General features: G+C 69.0%; 18 protein-coding genes. 8 read left to right on the top strand and 10 right to left on the bottom strand.

The genetic code is table 11. The features are described 5' to 3' along the window. From ON23_RS14820 to ON23_RS14810, 3 genes are all read right to left on the bottom strand, one after another. Positions 1-683, bottom strand: a 683-nt coding sequence (locus tag ON23_RS14820; RefSeq protein ID WP_039778853.1) for a TIGR03617 family F420-dependent LLM class oxidoreductase, incomplete at its 3' end; no start/stop codon positions are given. A 49-nt stretch (positions 684-732) separates the two neighbouring features. Further along, the gene (locus tag ON23_RS14815; protein WP_039778852.1) at positions 733-1,653 is read right to left on the bottom strand and encodes an SDR family NAD(P)-dependent oxidoreductase; all 921 of its coding nucleotides are present in this window, start codon (positions 1,651-1,653) and stop codon (positions 733-735) included. Positions 1,654-1,733: 80 nt separating this feature from the next. Next, positions 1,734-2,957 carry a cytochrome P450 family protein gene (locus tag ON23_RS14810; RefSeq protein ID WP_306307123.1) on the bottom strand — a complete coding sequence of 408 codons (1,224 nt, stop codon included), beginning with the start codon at positions 2,955-2,957 and terminating at the stop codon, positions 1,734-1,736. 308 nt (positions 2,958-3,265) lie between these two features. Between ON23_RS14810 and ON23_RS14805 the strand changes: the two genes are divergently transcribed. Further along, complete coding sequence (locus tag ON23_RS14805) at positions 3,266-3,415, top strand: hypothetical protein (protein ID WP_157121512.1); 150 nt, start codon at positions 3,266-3,268, stop codon at positions 3,413-3,415. Between the two features lies 1 nt (position 3,416). Here the strand turns inward: ON23_RS14805 and ON23_RS14800 are convergent, their stop codons facing one another. Both ON23_RS14800 and ON23_RS14795 read right to left on the bottom strand, forming a co-directional pair. Then, on the bottom strand, positions 3,417-5,222 hold the full coding sequence (locus ON23_RS14800) for a thiamine pyrophosphate-requiring protein (RefSeq protein WP_039778849.1): 1,806 nt from the start codon (positions 5,220-5,222) through the stop codon (positions 3,417-3,419). 112 nt (positions 5,223-5,334) lie between these two features. Further along, positions 5,335-6,315, bottom strand: a complete 981-nt coding sequence (locus ON23_RS14795; RefSeq protein WP_245555952.1) for an SDR family oxidoreductase — start codon at positions 6,313-6,315, stop codon at positions 5,335-5,337. A 219-nt stretch (positions 6,316-6,534) separates the two neighbouring features. On the opposite strand from ON23_RS14795, the gene ON23_RS14790 reads away from it, so the two are divergent. From ON23_RS14790 to ON23_RS14765, 6 genes are all read left to right on the top strand, one after another. Beyond that, entirely contained in the window at positions 6,535-9,453 is a 2,919-nt protein-coding gene (locus ON23_RS14790; protein ID WP_039778846.1) for an FAD-binding and (Fe-S)-binding domain-containing protein, read from the top strand. Then, positions 9,450-10,553, top strand: coding sequence for an enolase C-terminal domain-like protein (locus ON23_RS14785; protein WP_051042700.1), 1,104 nt, complete (start codon positions 9,450-9,452; stop codon positions 10,551-10,553). Before ON23_RS14790 ends, ON23_RS14785 begins: the two co-directional genes overlap by 4 nt. A 54-nt stretch (positions 10,554-10,607) precedes the next feature. After that, a complete protein-coding gene (locus ON23_RS14780; protein ID WP_039778845.1) occupies positions 10,608-11,561 on the top strand; it encodes a TIGR03557 family F420-dependent LLM class oxidoreductase in 954 nt (317 codons plus the stop codon). Positions 11,562-11,593: 32 nt separating this feature from the next. After that, a complete protein-coding gene (locus ON23_RS14775) occupies positions 11,594-13,057 on the top strand; it encodes an aminotransferase class I/II-fold pyridoxal phosphate-dependent enzyme (protein ID WP_039778844.1) in 1,464 nt (487 codons plus the stop codon). Positions 13,058-13,147: 90 nt separating this feature from the next. After that, entirely contained in the window at positions 13,148-14,779 is a 1,632-nt protein-coding gene (locus ON23_RS14770) for an ABC-F family ATP-binding cassette domain-containing protein (RefSeq protein ID WP_039778843.1), read from the top strand. A gap of 140 nt (positions 14,780-14,919) precedes the next feature. Further along, positions 14,920-15,162 (top strand): helix-turn-helix domain-containing protein, encoded by a 243-nt coding sequence (locus ON23_RS14765; RefSeq protein ID WP_051042699.1) that lies wholly within the window; start codon positions 14,920-14,922, stop codon positions 15,160-15,162. An 89-nt stretch (positions 15,163-15,251) separates the two neighbouring features. On the opposite strand, the gene ON23_RS14760 is transcribed toward ON23_RS14765, so the two are convergent. Then, the gene (locus ON23_RS14760) at positions 15,252-15,665 is read right to left on the bottom strand and encodes a cupin domain-containing protein (protein WP_373282190.1); all 414 of its coding nucleotides are present in this window, start codon (positions 15,663-15,665) and stop codon (positions 15,252-15,254) included. A gap of 157 nt (positions 15,666-15,822) precedes the next feature. On the opposite strand from ON23_RS14760, the gene ON23_RS14755 reads away from it, so the two are divergent. Continuing rightward, the gene (locus tag ON23_RS14755) at positions 15,823-16,326 is read left to right on the top strand and encodes a MarR family winged helix-turn-helix transcriptional regulator (protein WP_174376487.1); all 504 of its coding nucleotides are present in this window, start codon (positions 15,823-15,825) and stop codon (positions 16,324-16,326) included. 6 nt (positions 16,327-16,332) lie between these two features. On the opposite strand, the gene ON23_RS14750 is transcribed toward ON23_RS14755, so the two are convergent. From ON23_RS14750 to ON23_RS14735, 4 genes are all read right to left on the bottom strand, one after another. Continuing rightward, positions 16,333-17,292, bottom strand: coding sequence for an MvdC/MvdD family ATP grasp protein (locus ON23_RS14750; RefSeq protein WP_039778839.1), 960 nt, complete (start codon positions 17,290-17,292; stop codon positions 16,333-16,335). 11 nt (positions 17,293-17,303) lie between these two features. Beyond that, entirely contained in the window at positions 17,304-17,771 is a 468-nt protein-coding gene (locus ON23_RS14745) for a hypothetical protein (protein WP_039778838.1), read from the bottom strand. Positions 17,772-17,946: 175 nt separating this feature from the next. Then, positions 17,947-18,363: an acyl-CoA thioesterase gene (locus ON23_RS14740; RefSeq protein ID WP_039778837.1), complete on the bottom strand. Its 417-nt coding sequence runs from the start codon at positions 18,361-18,363 to the stop codon at positions 17,947-17,949. A gap of 72 nt (positions 18,364-18,435) precedes the next feature. After that, positions 18,436-20,522: prolyl oligopeptidase family serine peptidase (locus ON23_RS14735; protein WP_306307122.1), on the bottom strand; the 2,087-nt coding region annotated here is incomplete at its 5' end.

Genomic DNA, 20,522 nt, shown 5'->3' with positions numbered 1-20,522 from the left:
AGTTCGCCGGCGGTACGGCCGAGCGCGACCATGGCCTGGGCGACCACCTCGAATTCGTCGAGTGTGCGGCCCGAGTCGGCCAGCCCGCGCCGCAGCGCCGGCACCGTGCGCCCGGTGAAATGCGTGGCGCTGTTGAACGGCATGACCAGCAGCCCGTCGGCCACCGCGGCGGCGGTTCGAGTCATCACCGGTCCCAGCGCACCCATCAGTACCGGCGGCGGGCCGAACGGATTCGGGCCGGGATCGAAGGTCGGCGGCATCAGCGTATGAGTGAAGAACTCGCCCCGGAAATCCAAGGGCGCGTGGCCTTCCCAGGCGGCGAGGATGGCCTTCACCGCCGCCACCGATTCGCCGGTGCGCGCGGCCGGGCGTTCCCACCGGCTGCCGTACCGCTTCTCGATGTGCACCCGGATCTGCGACCCCAGCCCCAGCCGGAACCGCCCGCCGCTGAGCGCCTGCAGATCGTAGGCGGTGTGCGCCAGGTGCAGCGGACTGCGCGGCCCGGCGATGGCGACATTGGTCATCAGGTGCAGATCGGTCTCCGCGGCGGCGAGAACCAGCGGCACGAACACGTCGTGCGGGCCCTCGAAGGAGAAGATGCCGTCGGCGCCGAGCGCGGCGATCGCGCGAGCGCTGTCGCGGGCGCGCAGCGGCGAACCCTCCACCTGCAGATGCACTTTCACCGGTGATCCTTCCGTTCGGTGGCATCACGCTAACGGAAGGTGCGGCGACTCAAGCCGGATGCGCGGCGGTGAGACGTTCGGCGCACTCCCACACATCGCGTTCGCGCGCCGGATCGTAGGACTCCGGTGACGATTCGGCGACCCGGTAGCGGTCGATATAGCTGCCGGAATCGGCCGGGACCGATCCGGTGACCACCTCGGCGAGGCGGCGGCCCGCCGTCTTCGGCGTGCTCGCCAGCGACGTCCAGGTGAGCGCGGGCGCGAGCCGGCGGACGGCGAAACGCTCCAACGGCCCGGCGTTGCGAATCAACCCGGTACCCGGGACGAAACCCGGGTTGTAGGAAAAGATGTCGATTCCGGCCGGAAGCCTGCGCGCGTATTCGTGGACCAGGTAGATCATGGCCAGTTTGCTCGTCGAATACGCCGTGCGGCCCGCGGCCGTACTCGACGGATCGGCGAACGCGCCGGGGTGGGCCAGCACATCGGGGGAGTGCCACACCGGGCCGGGCACCATGCCCAGGTTGTGCCGCAGATCGCCGAAATGGGTGTCGCTGACGGTGATCACGATCCGCGAAGGCACCACGAAGCGGTCGCCGAGCAAGCGCAGCAGCAGATGGTTGGCCACCACGTTGACGGCGAAGGTGGCCTCGAGTCCGTCCTCGGTCGCGATGGTCGCCTGGGTGTACTGCATCCCGGCATTGCCGACGAATCCGGCCAGCGGCGGCACCTCACCGCGATCGAGCAGTTCGTGAATCCGCCGCGCCGCCGAACGAATACCGGTCAGCGAGGCGAGATCGGCCTCCACATGCGAGGCCGCGTATCCCGCACCGGACAGTTCCGCACACACCTGCGGCCCGGACTCGCCGCGTGCCAGCACCAGAAGGCGCGTATCCGGTGCGAGGCGCACAATCTCCCGGGCGGCGATCCGGCCGATTCCACGTGTCGCGCCGGTCATCACGAGGGTGTGCATGTCACGACGGTAACCCGCGCGCGGCCCGCACGCCCGTCATGCGAACGGCGCAACCGCGCTGGGCGAACGGCGCAGCCGTGTCAGGCGAACGGGCTCTGCAGCGGCGGGGACGGCGGGAAGGTGACCGGCAGTGCGGCCAGCGCGTGATTGAAAGGTCCTGGGCGCCAGCGCAATTCCGCCACCGGAACCGCCAGCTCGATATCGGGCAGCGCGTCCAGGAGCTGATCCACGGTGTCCTGGGCGATCAGGTACGCGATCCGGCGGGCCGGGCAGGCGTGCGGCCCGGCGCCCAGCGACAGATGGGAGCGGTTGCCGTTGCGGTCGCCCTCGCGCACCTGCGGATCGTTGTTGCAGGCCGCGATGCCGATCAGCACGGGCTGATTCGCCGGTAACCACACATCGTCGATGAGCATCGGCTGGCGCGGGTAACTCGCGCAGTAGTTCGCCAGCGGCGGATTGTTGAACAGCACCCAGTCCAGGGCATCGCGCGTGGTGAGTGTGCCGCCCAGCAGATTTCCGGAGAACCGCTCGTCGGTCATCATCAGCAGCAGGGCGTTGGCGACCAGATGCAGCTGCGGTTCGATACCCGCGCCGTACAGGCTCACCAGCTGATTGATCACCTCCTCGTCGTCGAGGGCGCTCTCGTGCGCGATCAGCCGGGAGGTGATGTCGTCGCCGGGGTGGGCGCGCTTGCGGTCGGTATGTTCCTGCAGGGCGGCCGCCAGCATCCGGTTACCCGCCGCCGCGTCACCGGTGACGTCGAAGATCGGTGCCAGCCCGGCCGCGACCCGCTCGGCGATATCGGGTTCGATGCCCAGCATCGTGTTCAGGCTGGTGAATGCCAGCGGGCGAATGTACTGGGTCAGCAGATCGGCACGGCCGTCGACGCTGAACGAGTTGATCAGCGGGATCGCGACCCGCTCGACGACGGTGTGCAGCGTGTGCAGGTCGACCCCGTCGATGGCGGCGACATTGGCCGCGCGGAACCGCGCATGCTCGGCCCCGGTGCTGCGCAACGCGTTCGGGCGCCAGCCGAGCATCGGCAGAATCGGGCTGTCCGCCGGTACGGTGCGCTGCCAGGCCCGCGGGTCGGCCGGGAAATGCTCGGGATCGTTGAGAATCCGCAGGGCGGCTTGATAGCCGATCACCAGTATCGCCGGCACGCCGGGAGCGAGTTCGACCGGAGCGAACGAGCGGTGATGTGCGCGCATCCGCTCGTATCCGCCGCGTGGGTCGGCGGCGAATTCCTCGGTGTAGAGGGGAACACGCGGTCCGTCCGCGGCGATCGGCGAACTGTGTGCCACGGGACACCTGTTCGACGGCGATTCCAGCGAATGCGGCGTGGTCACAGAAGACAACTCCAAACGGTCGTGGTGGACGCCGACGGCGGCAGCCGTCACCAGTTGAAACGCGGCGGCAGCCGTCACCAGTCGTGAAGCCAAAAGCGTTGGGCCGAACCATGATCTGAGGTCCGGAGGCCGATGATACCTACCCGCGTGCCGGTTGCGCAGCGGAAGCCGGGCATCGGCCGCATGTCCGATGCCCGGCTTCCGGGCCAGTGATGTGGCAGTGGCTCTGTCGCTTCGTGGCCGGTCGTCGCAGACTGACCGATATGACAACTCTGCTGATCATCGCAGTCGTGGCGGCGGTGGCGGCCGCCCTGTTCGACACCGTGGCGCCGCGCGGCGACCGTGCGGAGTTCCGGTGCGCCCTACGGCACGCCAGGCATTCGCTGACCGATTGGGGCGCCGCCCGCGAATGACCTATTCCTCGTCGCCCGAACGGCGCCCGGGCAGGAACTCCTGTGCCTTGGTCTTCATCCCCTGAGTGACCAGATGCCAGGCGTTGGGGTCGCCGCGCAGCACGGCCTCCGCGGTCGCCTTCATCTGATCCCAGGTCGCGTGCGGAGGAATCGGCGGAACCTCGGGATCGCAGCGGACGTCGAGCAGGGTCGGGCGGTCCGCGGTCAGCGCCCGCTCCCAGGCCCCGGCCAACTGCTCCGGGTCGTCGACCTCGATCGCCGCGAGGCCGAAGCAGCGCGCCGCGTCCGCGTACGAAATGTCCGGAAGTGACTGCGAATCCTCGAATTTCGGCGAACCGCCCATCGACCGCAGCTCCCACGTCACCTGGTTGAGGTCGTTGTTGTGGAAGACGCACACCACCAGCCGCTTATCGCTCCACTGCTCGGTGTAGCGGGCGATGGTGATCAGTTCGGCCAAACCGTTCATCTGCATCGCGCCGTCACCGACGAGCGCGATCACCGGGCGATCCGGGTGGGCGAACTTCGCGCCGATCGCATACGGCACACCGGGCCCCATGGTGGCCAGCGTGCCCGACAGCGAGCCGCGCATGCTGCCGTGGAATCTCAGGCAGCGCGCGTACCAGTTGGTGGAGGAGCCGGAATCGGCGGTGACGATGGCATTGTCGGGAATCTGCTGCGACAGTTCCCAGACCACCCGCATCGGATTGACCGGTTCGGCCTGCAGCATCGCCTGCCGCTCGACGGTCTCCCACCAGCGCGACACGTTCGACTCGATCGTCTCCCGCCAGGACCGGTCGCTCACCGGCTTCAGCAGCGGAATGATCTCGGCCAGTGTGGCTTTCGCGTCACCGACGAGGTTCACCTCGGTCGGATACCGCATGCCGATCATGGTGCCGTCGATATCGATCTGCACGGCGCGGGCCTGATCCAGCGGCGGCAGGAACTGGCTGTAGGGGAAGTTCGAGCCGACGATGACCAGAGTGTCGCAATCGCGCATCAGTTCGTAGCTCGGGCGGGTGCCGAGCAACCCGATCGGGCCCGTCACGAACGGCAGATCGTCGGGCAGCACATCCTTGCCGAGCAGCGCCTTGGCGACGCCGGCGCCGGTGATCTCCGCGAGTTCGGTCACCTCGCGCGCGGCCGAGCGGGCGCCCTGGCCGACCAGGATCGCCACCTTGGAACCGGCGCCGATCACCTCCGCGGCGCGCTCGATCTCCGCGCGCGCCGGAACGACGACCGAATGCATCTCGGCCGGCGGGCTCGACGGCACCTGTTTGAATTCGTGCTGTGGCGGCTCGTAGGTCTCCTCCTGCAGATCCGCCGGAATGATCACCGCGGTGGGGGCACGCCGGGTCCGGGCCGTGCGGAAGGCGCGGTCGAGGGCGTTGGGAAGTTGTTCGGCGACGTTGACCTCGACGAGATATTCGGAGGCCACGTCCTTGTACAGGCTCTGCAGGTCGATCTCCTGCTGATAGCTGCCACCCATCGCGCTGCGCGCGGTCTGGCCGATGATCGCCACCACCGGGACGTGGTCGAGTTTGGCGTCGTAGAGGCCGTTGAGAAGATGGATCGCGCCCGGACCGGAGGTGGCCATGCACACACCGACGTGCCCGCTGAATTTCGCGTAGCCGGTGGCCGAGAACGCCGCCATCTCCTCGTGCCGGGCCTGGACGAACGTCGGCCGGTCGTCGGTGCGGCCGAAAGCGGCGACGAGACCGTTGATTCCGTCTCCGGGATAGGCGAAAACCTCTTTCACGCCCCACTCGTTGAGCCGGGCCACGACGTAGTCAGCAACCTGTTGCGCCATATCTGTCCTGTCCTCTCCGTGTCGAGCCCGCGGGGATGTGCTGCGCCCCTGGTCGCCGGGCGGGTACCCGCGGTTGTCGTGCTCAACCGCGGCCGGCGGGGCCGATGATCGGTCAGTGCCGGGCCATCCGGGCGACCGAACCGGCCACCGATTCGACACAGCGCGACATCCACGCCTGCGGACTGTGCCGGTGGGCCCGGCCGTCGAAGTCACCGTGGGCGCCGAAGTCGCGTCCGTGTTCGTCGTCGAGCGGGCGCCACAGGTTGTCCGGCCGGTCGGTCTCCTCGGCGTCGGTCTGCTGCGAGTCGTAGCCGGTGCGTGCCAGATAGCGATCCAGCACCGCGGGCGCGAGCCGCTGCGCGACGACGGTGCCGACCGTGCTCGCCCCGACCCAATACTGCTTGCGCCCGGGATGCTCGGCGGCGAAGGCGATGGTGTCGGCCACCACCTCGGGTTGGTAGATCGGCGGCACCGGCTGCGGCTTCTTCGGCAAACGCGAACGCACCCAAGAGAATTGGGGTGTGTTGACCGCCGGTGCCTGCACGATCGTCACGTGCACGCCGCTGCGTTCGTGCATCAACTCCACCCGCACCGCCTCGAGGAATCCGTTGACCGCGTGCTTGGCGCCGCAGTAGGCCGACTGCAGCGGAATCGCGCGTTCGCCGAGCGCCGACCCGACCTGCACGATGGTGCCCCGATTGCGCGGGCGCATCCGGGCCAGCGCCACCATCACCCCGTGCACCGACCCGAGATAGGTCACCTCCGTGACGCGGCGGAACTCCTCCGGCTCGATCTCGGTGAAGGGCGCGAAGACCGAGGTGAACGCCGAATTCACCCAGACGTCGATCGGACCCCACTGCTGCTCGACGCGGTCGGCGGCCGCCTCGACGGCATCGTGGTCGGCGACGTCGGTCGGAATCGGCAGCGCCTCGCCACCGGCCTGCTCGACGTCCTTCGCCGCGGCGTCCAGTCCGGCGCGCCCGCGGGCCAGCAGCGCCACGCGCGCCCCGTCGGCGGCGAAGCGGCGTGCGGTGGCGCGCCCGATTCCGGCGCTGGCTCCGGTGACCACCACTACCGGTGACTGTGCGCTCACTCGGTCTCCTCTCCTCGCGCGGTTGTCCGGCGCCCGAGGGCATTCGCGCGGGCGTCGCCTCTGCGGCGTACCCGGGACGCGCGCCGTTAAGCGGCCCGGCACGGTGTCCGATTCGGCGGGTGTGACCTGCGGTCGGCCGGGTATTCGCGCGATGTCCGGCCGCCCGCTGGCGAGGTGCGGCCGCGCAGCAATCCGGCCGACCACGACAGGGGTGCACGAATGACCATTTCGGATCGCGCGGCCCGCCCGCACCGCGGCTCGAATCGAGACCGATGGCCGCTGCAGGCGCTCGAGACCGCACTGAAGGAGGCGGTCGACGGGGAGGTCCGTTTCGATTCGGGAACTCGCGCCACCTATTCCACCGACGCCTCGAACTATCGCGCCCTGCCGCTGGGCGTGGTCGTTCCGCGCACACCGGAAGCCGCGGCGGTCGCGGTGGGAATCTGCCGCGACCACGACGTCCCGTTGCTCTCGCGCGGTGGCGGCACCAGCCTCGCCGGGCAGAGTTGCAATACGGCGGTCGTCATCGACTGGACCAAATACTGCCACCGGCTGCTGGCCGTGGACGCCGAAACCCGCACGGCCGTAGTCGAACCCGGTATCGCGCTCGACCCGCTCAACCAGCAGCTGGCGTCGTCCGGGCTGATGGTCGGGCCCAAACCCTCGACCCACGTCAGCTGCACGATCGGCGGAATGATCGGCAACAACTCGTGCGGCGCCACCGCACAGGCCTACGGCAAGATGGTCGATTCGGTGCGCCGGCTCGAGATCCTCACCTACGACGGGCTACGCGCCTGGGTGGGTGCCGAGGATCCGATCCCGGGCACGAATCCCGAGGCCGACGAACTGGTCCGCCGCCTGCGGGAGATCCGGGACCGCTACGCCGACGACATCCGCGCGGCCTATCCCGACATTCCCCGCCGCGTCTCCGGTTACAACCTCGACACGCTGCTGCCGGAGCGGGGGTTCGATATCGCGAAGTTCCTCGTCGGCAGCGAGAGCACCCTGGTGACCGTCCTGCGCGCGGAGATCGAGCTGGTACGGGTGCCGGCTGCGAAGGCGATGGCCGTCCTCGGCTTCCCCGACGTCTATCACGCCGCCGACGCGGTCTCCCGGATCCTGCCCCACGAACCGGCGGCGCTCGAGGGCCTGGACCATCGTCTGGTCCAACTGGAGCACAGCCGGCACCTGGCGGCGAAGGCCATCGCGCAGCTGCCCGACGGGAAGGCCTGGCTGATGGTGCAATTCGACGGCGACGACCAGAAGGAGGCCGACGCACGGGCGAAGAAGATGATCGCCGACCTCGAACGCGCCACCGGGGCGAGTTCCACCATCCTCGACGATCCCGATCGCGAGGCCGAGGTGTGGGCCGCCCGTGAGGCCGGACTGGGCGCCACCGCCTACCCGCCCGACGGCCCGGAAACGCACGAGGGCTGGGAGGACGCCGCGGTCCCGCCCGAGCGGCTCGGCGACTATCTGCGTGATTTCGACGCGTTGCTCGACGAATTCGGCTACGAATCCAGTTCGCTCTACGGGCATTTCGGTCACGGTTGTGTGCACACCCGCATCCCGTTCGACCTGCGCACCGCCGACGGCATCGCGCACTACCGGCGCTTCGTCGAACGTGCCGCGCGCCTGGTGAGCAGCTACGGCGGGTCGCTGTCCGGTGAGCACGGCGACGGCCAGTCGCGCGCGGAACTGTTACCGATCATGTTCGGCGACACGGTGGTTCGCGCGTTCGGTGAGGTGAAGGCGCTGTTCGACCCGCGCAATCGGATGAATCCGGGCAAAATCGTCGAGCCGCACCGGCTGGATTCGGATCTGCGCCAGGGCAGCGCCTACCGGCCGTGGGAACCGGTGACGCACTTCGCCTTTCCCGACGACGACCACCGGTTCAGCGAGGCGGCCGGACGCTGTGTGGGGGTCGGCAAATGCCGCGGCGAGAGCAGCGGGGTGATGTGTCCCAGCTACCGGGCCACGCGCGAGGAGGAGCATTCCACCCGGGGCCGGGCACGGCTGTTGTTCGAAATGCTGCAGGGTGAGGCGATCACCGACGGCTGGCGGTCCACCGAGGTCCGCGACGCGCTCGATCTGTGCCTGGCCTGCAAGGGTTGTCGCAGCGACTGCCCGGTCGATGTCGACATGGCCACCTACAAGGCCGAATTCCTGTCCCATCACTACGAACACCGGGTCCGGCCGATGGCCCACTATTCGATGGGCTGGATTCCGCTGTGGGCCCGGCTGGGCACCTCGGTGGCTCCGCTCGCCAACGCGGTGACCCACACCCCCGGCCTGCGGCGCCTGGTCTCGGCCGCCGGCGGCATCGCGCGGCAACGCGAGATGCCGCGCTTCGCCCGCACCCGGTTCACCCGGATATTCCGCGACCACACGAGCTCCACGACGGGGGAGCGCGGCACGGTGCTGCTGTGGCCCGACACCTTCACCAACAATTTCGAACCGGGAATCGCCGAGGCCGCGGTGACGGTGCTGGAGGCCGCGGGCTTCTCCGTGATCGTGCCCGAGCGCACGGTCTGCTGCGGTCTGACCTGGATTTCGACCGGGCAGCTGCCCACCGCCAAACGGGTGCTGCGCCGCACATTGCGGGTGCTCGCGCCCCAGTTGCGCGACAGCACGCCGGTCGTCGTGCTCGAACCCAGCTGCGCGGCCGTGTTCCGGGCCGATCTGCCCGAACTGCTCTACGGCGACCAGGATGCCCAGCGGCTGTCGAAACAGACCTACACCCTGGCCGAACTGCTGGCCGAACGGGCGCCGGACTGGAAACCGCCGCACGTCGACACCGCGGCGATGGTACAGCCGCACTGTCACCACCACGCGATCATGCACTACGACACCGATCGGGAACTGCTGTCGTCGACCGGCGCCGACGTCGAGGTCCTCGATGCCGGATGTTGCGGTCTGGCAGGTAATTTCGGTTTCGAACGCGGTCACTACGACGTCTCGGTGGCCTGCGCGGAGGACAAGCTGATGCCGGCCGTGCGCGAGCGCGAGCCGGGCACCATGGTGCTCGCCGACGGGTTCAGCTGCCGCACCCAGATCCGGCAGTTGCAACCGGACGCCGATCCCCGCCACGCGGTCGAACTGCTGGCCGAAGCGCTGGCCGCGAAGGACCGCACGTGACGGCGACCATCGACGAGGCGGTCCGGGTGGGGGTCTACCGCTTCCCGACGCCGGAGCCGGAAGCCGACGGCACCTTGCGATGGGAGGCCACCACCGCGGTGACCGTCGAAATCGACGCCGGCGGGCAGACCGGGCTGGGATGGACCTACAGCGGCGGCGCCACCGCCGCGATCGTGCGCGAGGTGCTCGCGCCGGTCCTCGCCGGGCGTTCGCCGTTCGATATCGGCGACTGCCGGATCCGGATGCAGCGCGCCTGCCGCAATCTGGGCACCGCCGCCGTCGTCGCCCATGCGCTCAGCGCTGTCGATATCGCCCTGTGGGATCTGAAGGCGCGCCTGCTCGATGTGCCGCTGAGCCGGCTGTTCGGTGCCGTGCGGCCGGCGACACCGGTCTACGGTTCGGGGGGATTCACCACTCTCACCGACGACGAGCTGGGCGAGCAGATCGACGGCTGGCTGTCGGCGGGATGCCGAGACGTCAAGATCAAGATCGGCGAGGACCGCGGCGAGCACACCGATCGGGATCTCGAGCGCGTGTCCTTCGCGAACGGACTGCTCGGCGACCGCGCCCACCTGATGGTCGACGCGAACGGCGCCTACTCCACCGCCCTGGCCCGCCGGGTGGGAACGGAGCTGGACCGGCACGGTGTGATCTGGTTCGAAGAGCCCGTCACCAGCGACGATCCGCCCGGTCTGGCACTGCTGCGCGCGGCGCTGCGCTGCGACGTGACCGCCGGCGAATACGTCTACCGCCACTACGACGCGGCCGCGCTGATCGGCTCGGTGGACTGTCTGCAACTGGATGTGACCCGCTGCGGCGGCTACAGCGGCTTCGTGGAATGCGCCGCGCTCGCCGCCGCGCACGGCCTCGACATCTCCGCGCACTGCGCCCCCGCGTTGCACGCGCCGATCGTGTCCTCGTTCGCCCACCTGCGCCACGTGGAGTGGTTCATCGACCACAGCCGCCTGGAACCACTGCTGGTCGACGGTGTGCCCGAGGTCCGCGACGGGGCGCTCGCGGCCGGCCGGGGCGCCGGGCACGGGATGCGGCTCGCGGGCTCGGCCGGAAAATATTCGGTCGAGGGTGCCGGTCACCGGTGAGCTGGTGCGCGCGGGCGGCCGAATACCGGCGCGACTGCTGGGTAACCGCCGGACATGGCAGCCATCGGATACTTTCTCGCCAGCGAACAATTCGGGCCGAAGGAACTCGTCGAGCAGGCCCAGCGCGCGGAGCAGGCCGGCTTCGAGCGGCTGTGGATTTCCGATCACTTCCATCCCTGGAACGACGCCCAGGGCCACAGTCCGTTCGTCTGGGGCACGATCGGCGCGTTGTCGCAGGTCACGTCGCTACCGATCACCACGGCCGTGACCTGTCCGACGGTGCGCATTCATCCCGCGATCATCGCCCAGGCCGCGGCCACCGCGGCCGTGCAGCTCGACGGCCGGTTCGTGCTCGGCGTCGGCAGCGGAGAAGCGCTCAACGAGCACATCTTCGGCGATCCGTGGCCCCCGCCGGGGGAGCGGCTGCAGATGCTGGCCGAAGCCGTCGAGCTGATCCGCCGCCTGCATCGCGGTGACATGGTGACCTACCGCGGTGAGCACTACGACGTGCAGGAGGCGCGGATCTACACCCTGCCGGAACAGCCGGTGCCGATCTATGTATCCGGATTCGGCCCGCAGGCAACGGAATTGGCGGCGCGCATCGGCGACGGCTACTGCACGGCCAGTCCCGACGCCGAGCTGATCGGGCTGTTCCGCGACAGCGGCGGCGGCGCCAAACCGGTGCAGATGGGTACCAAGGTGAGCTGGGCGGCCGACGAGGAGTCCGGGGTCGACGCCGCGCATCGGTTGTGGGCCAACGAACTGCTGCCCGGCCGGCTGGGCCAGACCCTGCCGCGTCCCGCCGATTTCGAGGACGCGATGTCGTTGCTCGATCGGGAGGCGTCGCGGCAGCACTTCGCCGCCGGGCCGGATCCGCAGCGCCACATCGATCAGGTGCGCACCTGTGTGGACGCGGGCGCGGACGAGGTCTACGTCGGCCAGATCGGGCCGGATCTGGAGGGCTTCTTCACCGCATACGAGAAGGAAGTACTGCCGGCCCTGCGCTGAGCGGTACGCGATCACCCACGAGAGGCGAACGGATGGATCACTCACGGGCCCCCGTGCTGGACGCATTGGCCGAATACCGGCGACTCGGCCGCTACGGCTTCACCCCGCCGGGGCATCGGCAGGGCGCCGGCGCCGATCCGCGCGTGCGCGAGGTGCTCGGCGGTGCGCTGGCCGTCGACGTCCTCGCCGCACCCGGCCTCGACGACCGGCTCTCGCGCGGCGGCTATCTGAGCGAGGCCGAGCACCTGATGGCCGACGCGGTGGGCGCCGACGCGGCGTTCTTCTCCACCTGCGGCAGCTCGCTGTCGGTGAAGGCGGCGATGCTCGCCGTCGCCGGCGGCGCCGAGGGCGGCCTCGTCCTGGGCCGCGACAGCCACAAGTCGATCGTCGCCGGGCTGGTGTTCTCCGGGGTGCTGCCGCGCTGGGTCCCGCCGCGCTGGGACGCGCAGCGGCACCTGTCGCATCCGCCGTCGCCCGAGCAGGTCGAGCAGGCCTGGGAGAAATATCCCGACGCCGCGGGCGCGCTGATCGTCAGCCCGAGCCCGTACGGCACCTGCGCCGACATCTGCGGTATCGCCGAGGTCTGTCATCGCCGCGGCAAGCCGCTGATCATCGACGAGGCGTGGGGCGCGCATCTGCCGTTCCATCCCGAGCTGCCGACCTGGGCGATGGATGCCGGCGCCGATGTCTGCGTGGTCAGCGTGCACAAGATGGGCGCCGGATTCGAACAGGGTTCGGTCTTCCACGTCCAGGGCGATCTGGTCGATGTCGACAAGCTGAAGCTGTGCGCCGAACTGCTCACCACGACCAGCCCCAACGTGCTGCTCTACGCGGCCATCGACGGCTGGCGCCGCCAGATGGTCGAGCACGGTGAGAAATTGCTCACCGACGCGCTGCACACGGCCGAACGGGCCCGGACCGCGCTCGACCGGATTCCCGGCATCTCGGTGATGGAGGACGAACTGCTCGGCGCGGAGGCCTCCCACGACCTCGATCGCATGCAGGTGCTGATGGACGTATCGGGCACCGGCGCAACGGGTTTCGAGGTCGCCGACTGGCTGCGCGAGTACCGCCGCATCGATATGGGCCACACTGACCATCGCCGGATCCTGGCCACGCTGTCCATGGCCGACGACACCGACACCGTCGACGCACTGGTCGACGCCATGACCGCCTGGCGTGTGCAGTATCGCGGCGCCGGTCCGAGTCCTGCCGACATCCACGTGCCCGCACCGCGCGAGCTGCAGCTGGAATCGGTGATGAACCCGCGCGACGCCTTCTTCGGCCCGGAGGAGACGGTGCCGTTCGAGAAGGCGATCGGCCGCATCGCCGCCGAACAGGTCACGCCGTACCCGCCGGGAATTCCGGTGATCGTGCCCGGGGAACTGGTCGACGCCGCGGTCGTGGACTACCTGCGGTCCGGAGTGGAGAACGCGATGAATGTGCCCGATCCCGCCGATCCGACGCTGCGCACGCTGCGGGTGGTGGCCGAGTGACCGCCGACAGCCGGTAAAATGGGTGGTTCTGGTGTGTCCGAGGGATGCACAATCGAACCGTTTGCCCCCTTACCGTGCTAGGAGACTGTTGTGATCACCGCGACCGACCTGGAGGTCCGGGCCGGAATCCGCACCCTGCTCACCGCGCCGGGCTCGGCGCTGCGGGTGCAGGCCGGTGATCGGATCGGTCTCGTCGGCCGCAACGGCGCGGGCAAGACCACCACGCTGCGCATCCTGGCCGGTGAGGGAGAACCCTACGCCGGCAAGGTGATTCGTTCGGGGGAAATCGGCTATCTGCCGCAGGATCCGCGTGAGGGAAATCTCGACGTGCTGGCCCGCGACCGCGTCCTCTCGGCGCGCGGGCTCGACAAGCTGATCCGCGATATGGAAAAGCAGCAGGCCGTGATGGCCGAGGTCGTCGACGACGCCGAACGCGAGAAGGCGGTGCGCAAGTACGGCCGGCTCGAGGAGCGATTCTCGGCGCTGGGCGGCTACGTCGCCGAGAGCGAGGCCGCCCGGATCTGCCACAGCCTCGGTCTGCCGGATCGGGTGCTGGGCCAGGCGCTGCGCACCCTGTCGGGCGGTCAGCGCCGCCGCATCGAGCTGGCGCGAATCCTGTTCTCGGCCTCCGACGGCTCCGGCGGCAAATCCGACACGACGCTGCTGCTCGACGAGCCCACCAACCACCTCGACGCGGACTCCATCACCTGGCTGCGCGGCTTTCTGCAGAACCACGACGGTGGCCTGATCGTCATTTCCCACGACGTCGACCTGCTCGCCGACGTGGTGAACAGGGTGTGGTTCCTCGACGCCGTGCGCGGTGAGGCCGACATCTACAACATGGGCTGGAAGAAGTATCTCGACGCCCGCGCCACCGACGAACAGCGCCGCGTCCGCGAGCGCGCCAACGCGGAGAAGAAGGCCTCCGCGCTGAAACAGCAGGCCGCCAAACTCGGCGCGAAAGCGACGAAAGCCGCTGCGGCACACCAGATGGTCAAGCGCGCCGAGCGCATGCTCTCCGAGCTCGACGACGTGCGGGTGGCCGACAAGGTGGCCCGCATCAAGTTCCCCGAACCCGCTCCCTGCGGCAAGACACCGCTGATGGCCACCAACCTCACCAAGCTCTACGGATCGCTGGAAATCTTCACCGGCGTGAATCTGGCCATCGACAAGGGCAGCCGGGTCGTGATCCTCGGCCTCAACGGCGCGGGTAAGACGACCATGCTGCGTCTGCTCGCGGGCGTCGAGCCGCTGACCGCCGGACAGATCGATCCGGGACGCGGGCTGCGCATCGGGTATTTCGCCCAGGAACACGACACCCTCGACGACAACGCCACCGTCTGGGAGAACATCCGCCACGCCGCTCCGGACGCGGGGGAGCAGGACCTGCGCGGGCTGCTGGGCGCGTTCATGTTCACCGGCCCGCAGCTCGACCAGCCGGCCGGCACGCTGTCCGGCGGTGAGAAGACCCGGCTCGCGCTGGCCGGGCTGGTCTCCTCGGCGGCCAACGTGCTGCTGCTCGACGAGCCCACCAACAACCTCGATCCGGTGTCGCGCGAACAGGTCCTCGACGCGCTGCGCAGCTATGCGGGCGCGGTCGTTCTGGTCACCCACGACCCGGGTGCGGCCGAGGCGTTGAATCCGGAGCGGGTGATCATGCTGCCCGACGGCACCGAGGATCACTGGTCGCAGGACTACCTGGAACTGATTCAGCTGGCCTGAGCGTGGCGAATGCTTCCTGCGACGCGCCGAGACACGCCGAAAGATCCTCGCAATCGGTGAGTTTCATCACAGTGAGGCGTTGATCACTGCGAGTCGAGTGTCTAGCCTGGAATGAGGCTGCACGGCGACCGGAGGAAGCCATGAGTGACAGGCCCGCACAGGGGAAGTCGATGTTGGGTAAGGGCACGCGCGTCACGGGCAAGTCGCGCGACCGGCTGCAAACCCAGCTGAAGAAGCAATACGAGGCGGGCGCCAGCATTCGTTCGCTGGCGCGGGAGACCGGCCGCTCGTACGGATTCATTCACAACGTGCTCGTGGAGTCGCATGTGCAACTCCGCAGCCGGGGTGGTGCCAACCGGCGCAAAGCGGTCAGCAAGGCCTGACCCGCCCGCTCGCCCGACCCGGTCGACCGGCTTCCGCGGCCGTCGGCGTCTCGTGCCGGAGTTCGTCTCGTGCCGCTTCGCGGCGGGGTTCACGCGCGGTGGGCGTTGCGTTCGGCCCACCAGTTCGGGGCATCGACGAAATGGTTGTCGTACTCGTCCTGGGTGGCGGCGAGTTCGGCGAGGGTGGCCTCGCCGGAGGCCACTCGCTCGAGCAGCCGGAAGTAGCCGAAGCGCTGCACGGCGGGGGTCAGCGCGATCAGGATCCGCGCCGGTGAACCCGGTGCGGCGCCGAAGGCGTGCGGCATGAACCGCGGCACGGTGATCGCGCCGCCCGCGCCGACCGTCGTGATCTCCTCGCCGGCGAGCACCTGCAATTCGCCTTCGGCGACGTAGAACAGCTCGTCGGACAGCGTGTGGTAGTGCGGAGTCGCGCCGTCGGCGCCGGGTGCCATCGTGACCTCGAGCGTGCTGACGCTGCCGCCGGTGCGGTCGGAATCCAGCAGCAGGCGCATGGTCACCGCGTCGGTCTTGCGCACCTCGGCCTCGGCGGGCTGGACGACGGCGGCGGGAATGCGGGGTTCGGTGGTCATCGGAATCTCCAAGTAGTTCGCTATCGGATAGTTCGCTAGCGAACTATATCTCGTCGAATAGTATGTGTCCATGGCTGGACGACAGACCGATGCGGTGGATGCGATCGTGGCGCAGTGGGAGCGGGAACGGCCCGACCTGGATCTCACGGCGATGGCGGTGCTCGGCCGCCTCGGCCGCCTGTACGTCCTCGCCGAGCGCGAGATCGACGCAGTGTTCACCGCGCACGGGCTGCAGCGCGGAGAGTTTGATGTGCTTGCGGCACTGCGTCGTTCGGGCGAACCGTTCGAACTGACCCCGTCGGTCCTGGCCGACACGCTGATGTTGTCGCGCGCCGGCATGACCGGCCGCCTGGACCGCCTGGAATCGGCCGGACTGGTGCGACGCATCGCCGATCGCGCCGACCGCCGCGCGGTCCGGGTCGCCCTCACCGAGGCCGGTCGCGCCCGCGTCGACGAGGTCGTCACGGCACACACCGAGAACGAGACGCGCCTGCTGTCCGGATTGTCGGCGCGCGACCGCGGCGAACTGGACCGGATCGCGCGCCTCCTGCTGGCCGACCTCGACCGGCCGTGACGGCGGTCAGCCCGACACCATCGCCTCACCGTGGACGAGGAACTGGGCGAGACTGGCGAAGATCGGCAGCCCGGTCTTGATCTCCAGATAGGCGAACTGCCCCTGCGGGTTCACCTCGAGGAAGTAGTATTCGCCGTCGAGTCCGAGCCTGATGTCGAGCACCCCGAACACCAGTCCGAGCGCGCCCATCAGCGTGGTCAGCGACTTGCTCACCGAGGCGGGCAGCCGCTCGCGGGTGAAGGCCACCGAGGTGTCGAGGCGCGAATCCACCCATCCCGCACCGGATTGCGAGTCGATCCGCACCGCCCACTCGACGCCGTCTATCCACACCACCCGCAGATCGCATTCGGCTTCGACATAGTCCTGGAAGGTGGTCGGCGCCGAGCGGATGGTGTCGAATCGGCCGAGATCCTCGCGGCTCACGATGCGCGTTTCGGAAAATTCCGCGCGGCTGGTACCCGTCCGCTTGTAGATCACCGACCCGCCGCGGGAATCGACGAAACTGCGGGCCTCGTCGGGATCGTTGGTGATCAACGTTTCCGGAATAGCGAAACCGCTGCGCCGGGCGGTGTCGAGCTGCACGATTTTGCGGGTGGCGGTGCGGTCGGCGCCGGGATCGTTGACCCAGACCGCCGGTATCGACCACAGCAGGCCCTGCAGGAACCCGTCACATTCGGCCTGCCGGAAATCGTCGTCGCCGTCGAGGAAACCGCCGGGCACCCGGCACGGCCGGGGACGGCGCCACCAGACGGCGGTCACATCGTCGAGCCCGGCGATATGCGACATCGAGCGAGCGGCGCCGGCGCGATCGAGCCGGAAACTACCGCATTCGCGCGGAAAATCGCGCATATCCAGACGAATCGGAATGAGCCCGTACATATTTCGCAGCATCGAGGCCATCGCGTCGGCGTGCAGATCGCCGCTCTCGGCGACGATCAGCACGGCACCCGGCGACCGGGCACTCATCGAACGGCCCCTCAGTCCAGGCTGTCGCAGGCGATGCCGTCGTCGCTGCCCCCGCCGCTGCGAGTCTGGCTGTAACTCACCGTCGCGCCGGCGGCCCCCGGAGCGGGCGCGACGTCGAGCTTCCGGGCCCATTGATCGGTCAGGCGGGCCAGCAGCTCGTCACCGACGGCGGGGGTGGGCCGGGGCGGCAGCGTCAGCGGGCGTTCGGTGAGCTGAATGCGCCGCCGCTGCGTGAAATCGGCTGTGGCGCCGGGCCGTATCCAGACGAGGACCGCGCGTTCCGAGGCGCCGGAGTCCGGCGATTCGTCGCGCAACTGGAGGACGTCGTCGCGATCGAGGGTCCAGATGCCCTCGGCGACCCGGACGCTGATGGTGTCGCGAGATTCGGCGACCAGACGGCCGGACAGCGGTGGCGCCGGGTGGCGGGGTTTCGGGCGCGGCCGGGTATGTCCGGGTACCTGGCGGCCGGCATCGTTCATGGGCTGGACTCCGATCTGCTCGCGATTTGCCCCGGAAGTCGAGCGTGAACTGGATCATAGCCCGCCGCGGTGCCCGGCCGGTCCGCAACGAAAGAATTCCGGTGCAAACCCGGTGCCGGGGCCCGGGCGTGGAAAGCGCTATCGCCGAAAGCGATTCGGTTGAGCTGTCAACGCCTCACAGACCGAGCACACCGGGGGATTCGGCGAGTTCGAGAAACCGCTGACTCGGGTTCGACACGAGTTTGCGCGCGTCGAGATCCATCAGCCCGAGCACGACGGAGAACTCCGCGGAGACGGTGCCGTCGAGCTTGCGGATCTGCTGGTCCATCCAGAACGCCTTGCCCTCGCCCCAGCGGCATTCGCAGGTCACGGTGATCTCGTCGCCCAGATGCAGTTCCCGCCGATACTTGACGGTCGATTCCAGGACCACCGGGCCGAGACCGGACAGCCGCATCTTGTCCGGGACCAGTCCGGCCGCGCGCAGCACCTCCCAGCGGGCGTGCTCGGCGTACTGGTGGTACACGGCCTGGTTGAGATGGCCGTTGACGTCGAGTTCGTATCCGCGGACGGTGACGGGCACAGAAAAGGTCATACCGGGGCGAACCGCCACCCTGTTCCGGGTATTTCCGGATCGGGCGTGGGATGGGTCACCGCATCGCGGCCCCTACATCAGCCGTCGCATCAGATACGTGTACTCGAGTGCGCTGGTGCGGGCCTGTTCCTCCCGGTCGGCGCCGGCGCCGTGACCGCCCTCGCCCGCCTCGTAGAACAGATACGGATCGCCGAATTCGGCCAGCCGCGCGGCGAACTTCCGAGCGTGCTGCGGCCCCACCCGGTCGTCCTTGGTCGTGGTCCAGACGAACGGTTCCGGATAGTGCGCGCCGCGTCGCAATTGCCCGTACGGCGAGATGGATTCGAGAAACGCCCGCTGCGCGGGATCGTCGACGCTGCCGTACTCGTCCACCCACGAGGCGCCCGCGGCGATCTTCTCGTAGCGCATCATGTCCAGCAGTGGCACCTGGATGTCGACCGCGTTCCACATCTCCGGATGCTGGACGAATTCGACCCCCATGAGCAGCCCGCCGTTGGAGCCGCCCTGGATGCCGAGCCGTCGTGCGCTGGTCACGCGCCGGGCCACCAGATCCTTGCCGACCGCGGCGAAATCATCGAACGCCCGCTGCCGCCCGGTGGTGCGCGCGGCCTCGTGCCAGGCGGGACCGAATTCGCCGCCGCCGCGAATGTTCGCCAGGACGAAGACGCCGCCGTGCTCGAGCCAGAGCCGGCCGAGCGTCGCCTGATACGCCGGAGTCTGCGATATGCCGAAGCCGCCGTAGGCGTTCATCAGAGTGGGGTTCGAGCCGTCGAAGGCCATATCGGCCGCATGCACCACGAAATACGGCACCGGCGTGCCGTCGGCCGAGGTCGCCTTCCGCTGTTCGACCACATAGCGCGACGAATCGAACTGCGGTGGTGTGCTTTTCACCTGCCGGGCCGTGCCGGCGGCGGTGTCCACGCTCCACAGTGTGGTCGGAACGAGGAACGAGGTCACCGAGAGATAGGCGTGCTCGCCCGTCGGATCGGCGGTGACGGTGTCGACGGTCGCGTTGTCCGGCAACGGCACCGGCGTGGCCGACCAGGTCCCGTCCGGGTGCGGTGTGTAGACGGTGGCGCGACCGCGCACGTCGTTGAGCGAGGTGACCACGACGTGGTCGCGTGTGGTCTGCACGCCGCTCAGACTTTCCGACGGACCCGGGAGGTAGACCGGTGTCACCTGCGGACGGTCCGGATCGGTGGTCAGTCGGTCGGCGTCCACCGATACCAGCGCGCCTGCCGGATAGGTCGTCGTGCCGAGAAGCCAGTCCTGCTGCAGCGACACCAGCAGGTGATTGCCGACCATACCGGCGAAGTCCGATTTCGCCGGGAGCGCGGTCCGTACCGGTCCGGTCGCGGTGAGCAGTTCGACGTCGTGTTCGAAGAAGGTCCGACCGCGCACGACGAGGTCGAGCCGCCGCCCGGCGCCGTTGTCCAGCACGAGCGGCGCGGTCGACAGCTGATCGGACCGGTCGCCACGCGTGAGTTCGGTTGCCGCGTCGAGAGGTTGGCCGCGGCGCCACTGCCGGACGACGTACGGGTAGCCGGAGACCGTCGTCTCACCCGGCTGCCATTCCCGCGCGATCAGCACCGTGTTCTCGTCGCCGAACGTGAGGTCCACCTTGCCACGCGGTACCGCGAACCCGTCCGGCACGAACTGCCGTGTGCTGCGGTCGAATTCGCGGACCGACACGGCGTCCTCGCCGCCGTCGGACAGACTGATCAGGCACCGGCGATGCATGACCGGATCGCAGTCGGCGCCGCGCCAGACCCAGTTCTTGCCCTCGGCTCGCGACAGTTCGTCGAGGTCGAGCAGCGTGGTCCAGTTCGGTTGCGGCGCTTCGTAATCGGCGGTCGTCGTTTCGCGCCAGATGCCGCGTTTGTGGTCACCGTCCTGCCAGAAGTTCTCGGCGGCGCCGTCCTCGAAGCGCGGCATCGGGATCCGGTCGGACGTCTTCGCCAGCGCCGTCGCCTGCGCGAGATTGCCGGCGTAGCGCGAATCGTGTTCGAGCACATCGAGGGTCCGCCGGTTCTGATCGCCGACCCACGCCTGCACACGCGGGCTGTCGAGCTCCTCGAGCCAGAGATAGGGATCCTGCGGCGCGGCAGCACCGCCGCACGCCGCGACGAGCACGGCGATCGACAGCACGACCGCCGCAT

This window comes from Nocardia cerradoensis NBRC 101014 (genome assembly GCF_000308535.1).
In the GTDB taxonomy this organism is placed as follows: Bacteria; Actinomycetota; Actinomycetes; order Mycobacteriales; family Mycobacteriaceae; genus Nocardia; species Nocardia cerradoensis.
The sequence above is the reverse complement of the archived record's forward strand: the minus strand, read 5'-3'. Positions and strand labels throughout refer to the sequence as shown.

Excerpts from the sequence above, each read along its gene's own strand:
- ON23_RS14815 (WP_039778852.1), bottom strand. The coding sequence starts at position 1,653 with ATGCACACCCTCGTGATGACCGGCGCGACACGTGGAATCGGCCGGATC.
- ON23_RS14805 (WP_157121512.1), top strand. The coding sequence starts at position 3,266 with ATGACAACTCTGCTGATCATCGCAGTCGTGGCGGCGGTGGCGGCCGCC.
- ON23_RS14800 (WP_039778849.1), bottom strand. The coding sequence starts at position 5,222 with ATGGCGCAACAGGTTGCTGACTACGTCGTGGCCCGGCTCAACGAGTGG.
- ON23_RS14790 (WP_039778846.1), top strand. The coding sequence starts at position 6,535 with ATGACCATTTCGGATCGCGCGGCCCGCCCGCACCGCGGCTCGAATCGA.
- ON23_RS14780 (WP_039778845.1), top strand. The coding sequence starts at position 10,608 with ATGGCAGCCATCGGATACTTTCTCGCCAGCGAACAATTCGGGCCGAAG.
- ON23_RS14775 (WP_039778844.1), top strand. The coding sequence starts at position 11,594 with ATGGATCACTCACGGGCCCCCGTGCTGGACGCATTGGCCGAATACCGG.
- ON23_RS14765 (WP_051042699.1), top strand. The coding sequence starts at position 14,920 with ATGAGTGACAGGCCCGCACAGGGGAAGTCGATGTTGGGTAAGGGCACG.
- ON23_RS14755 (WP_174376487.1), top strand. The coding sequence starts at position 15,823 with ATGGCTGGACGACAGACCGATGCGGTGGATGCGATCGTGGCGCAGTGG.
- ON23_RS14750 (WP_039778839.1), bottom strand. The coding sequence starts at position 17,292 with ATGAGTGCCCGGTCGCCGGGTGCCGTGCTGATCGTCGCCGAGAGCGGC.
- ON23_RS14745 (WP_039778838.1), bottom strand. The coding sequence starts at position 17,771 with ATGAACGATGCCGGCCGCCAGGTACCCGGACATACCCGGCCGCGCCCG.
- ON23_RS14740 (WP_039778837.1), bottom strand. The coding sequence starts at position 18,363 with ATGACCTTTTCTGTGCCCGTCACCGTCCGCGGATACGAACTCGACGTC.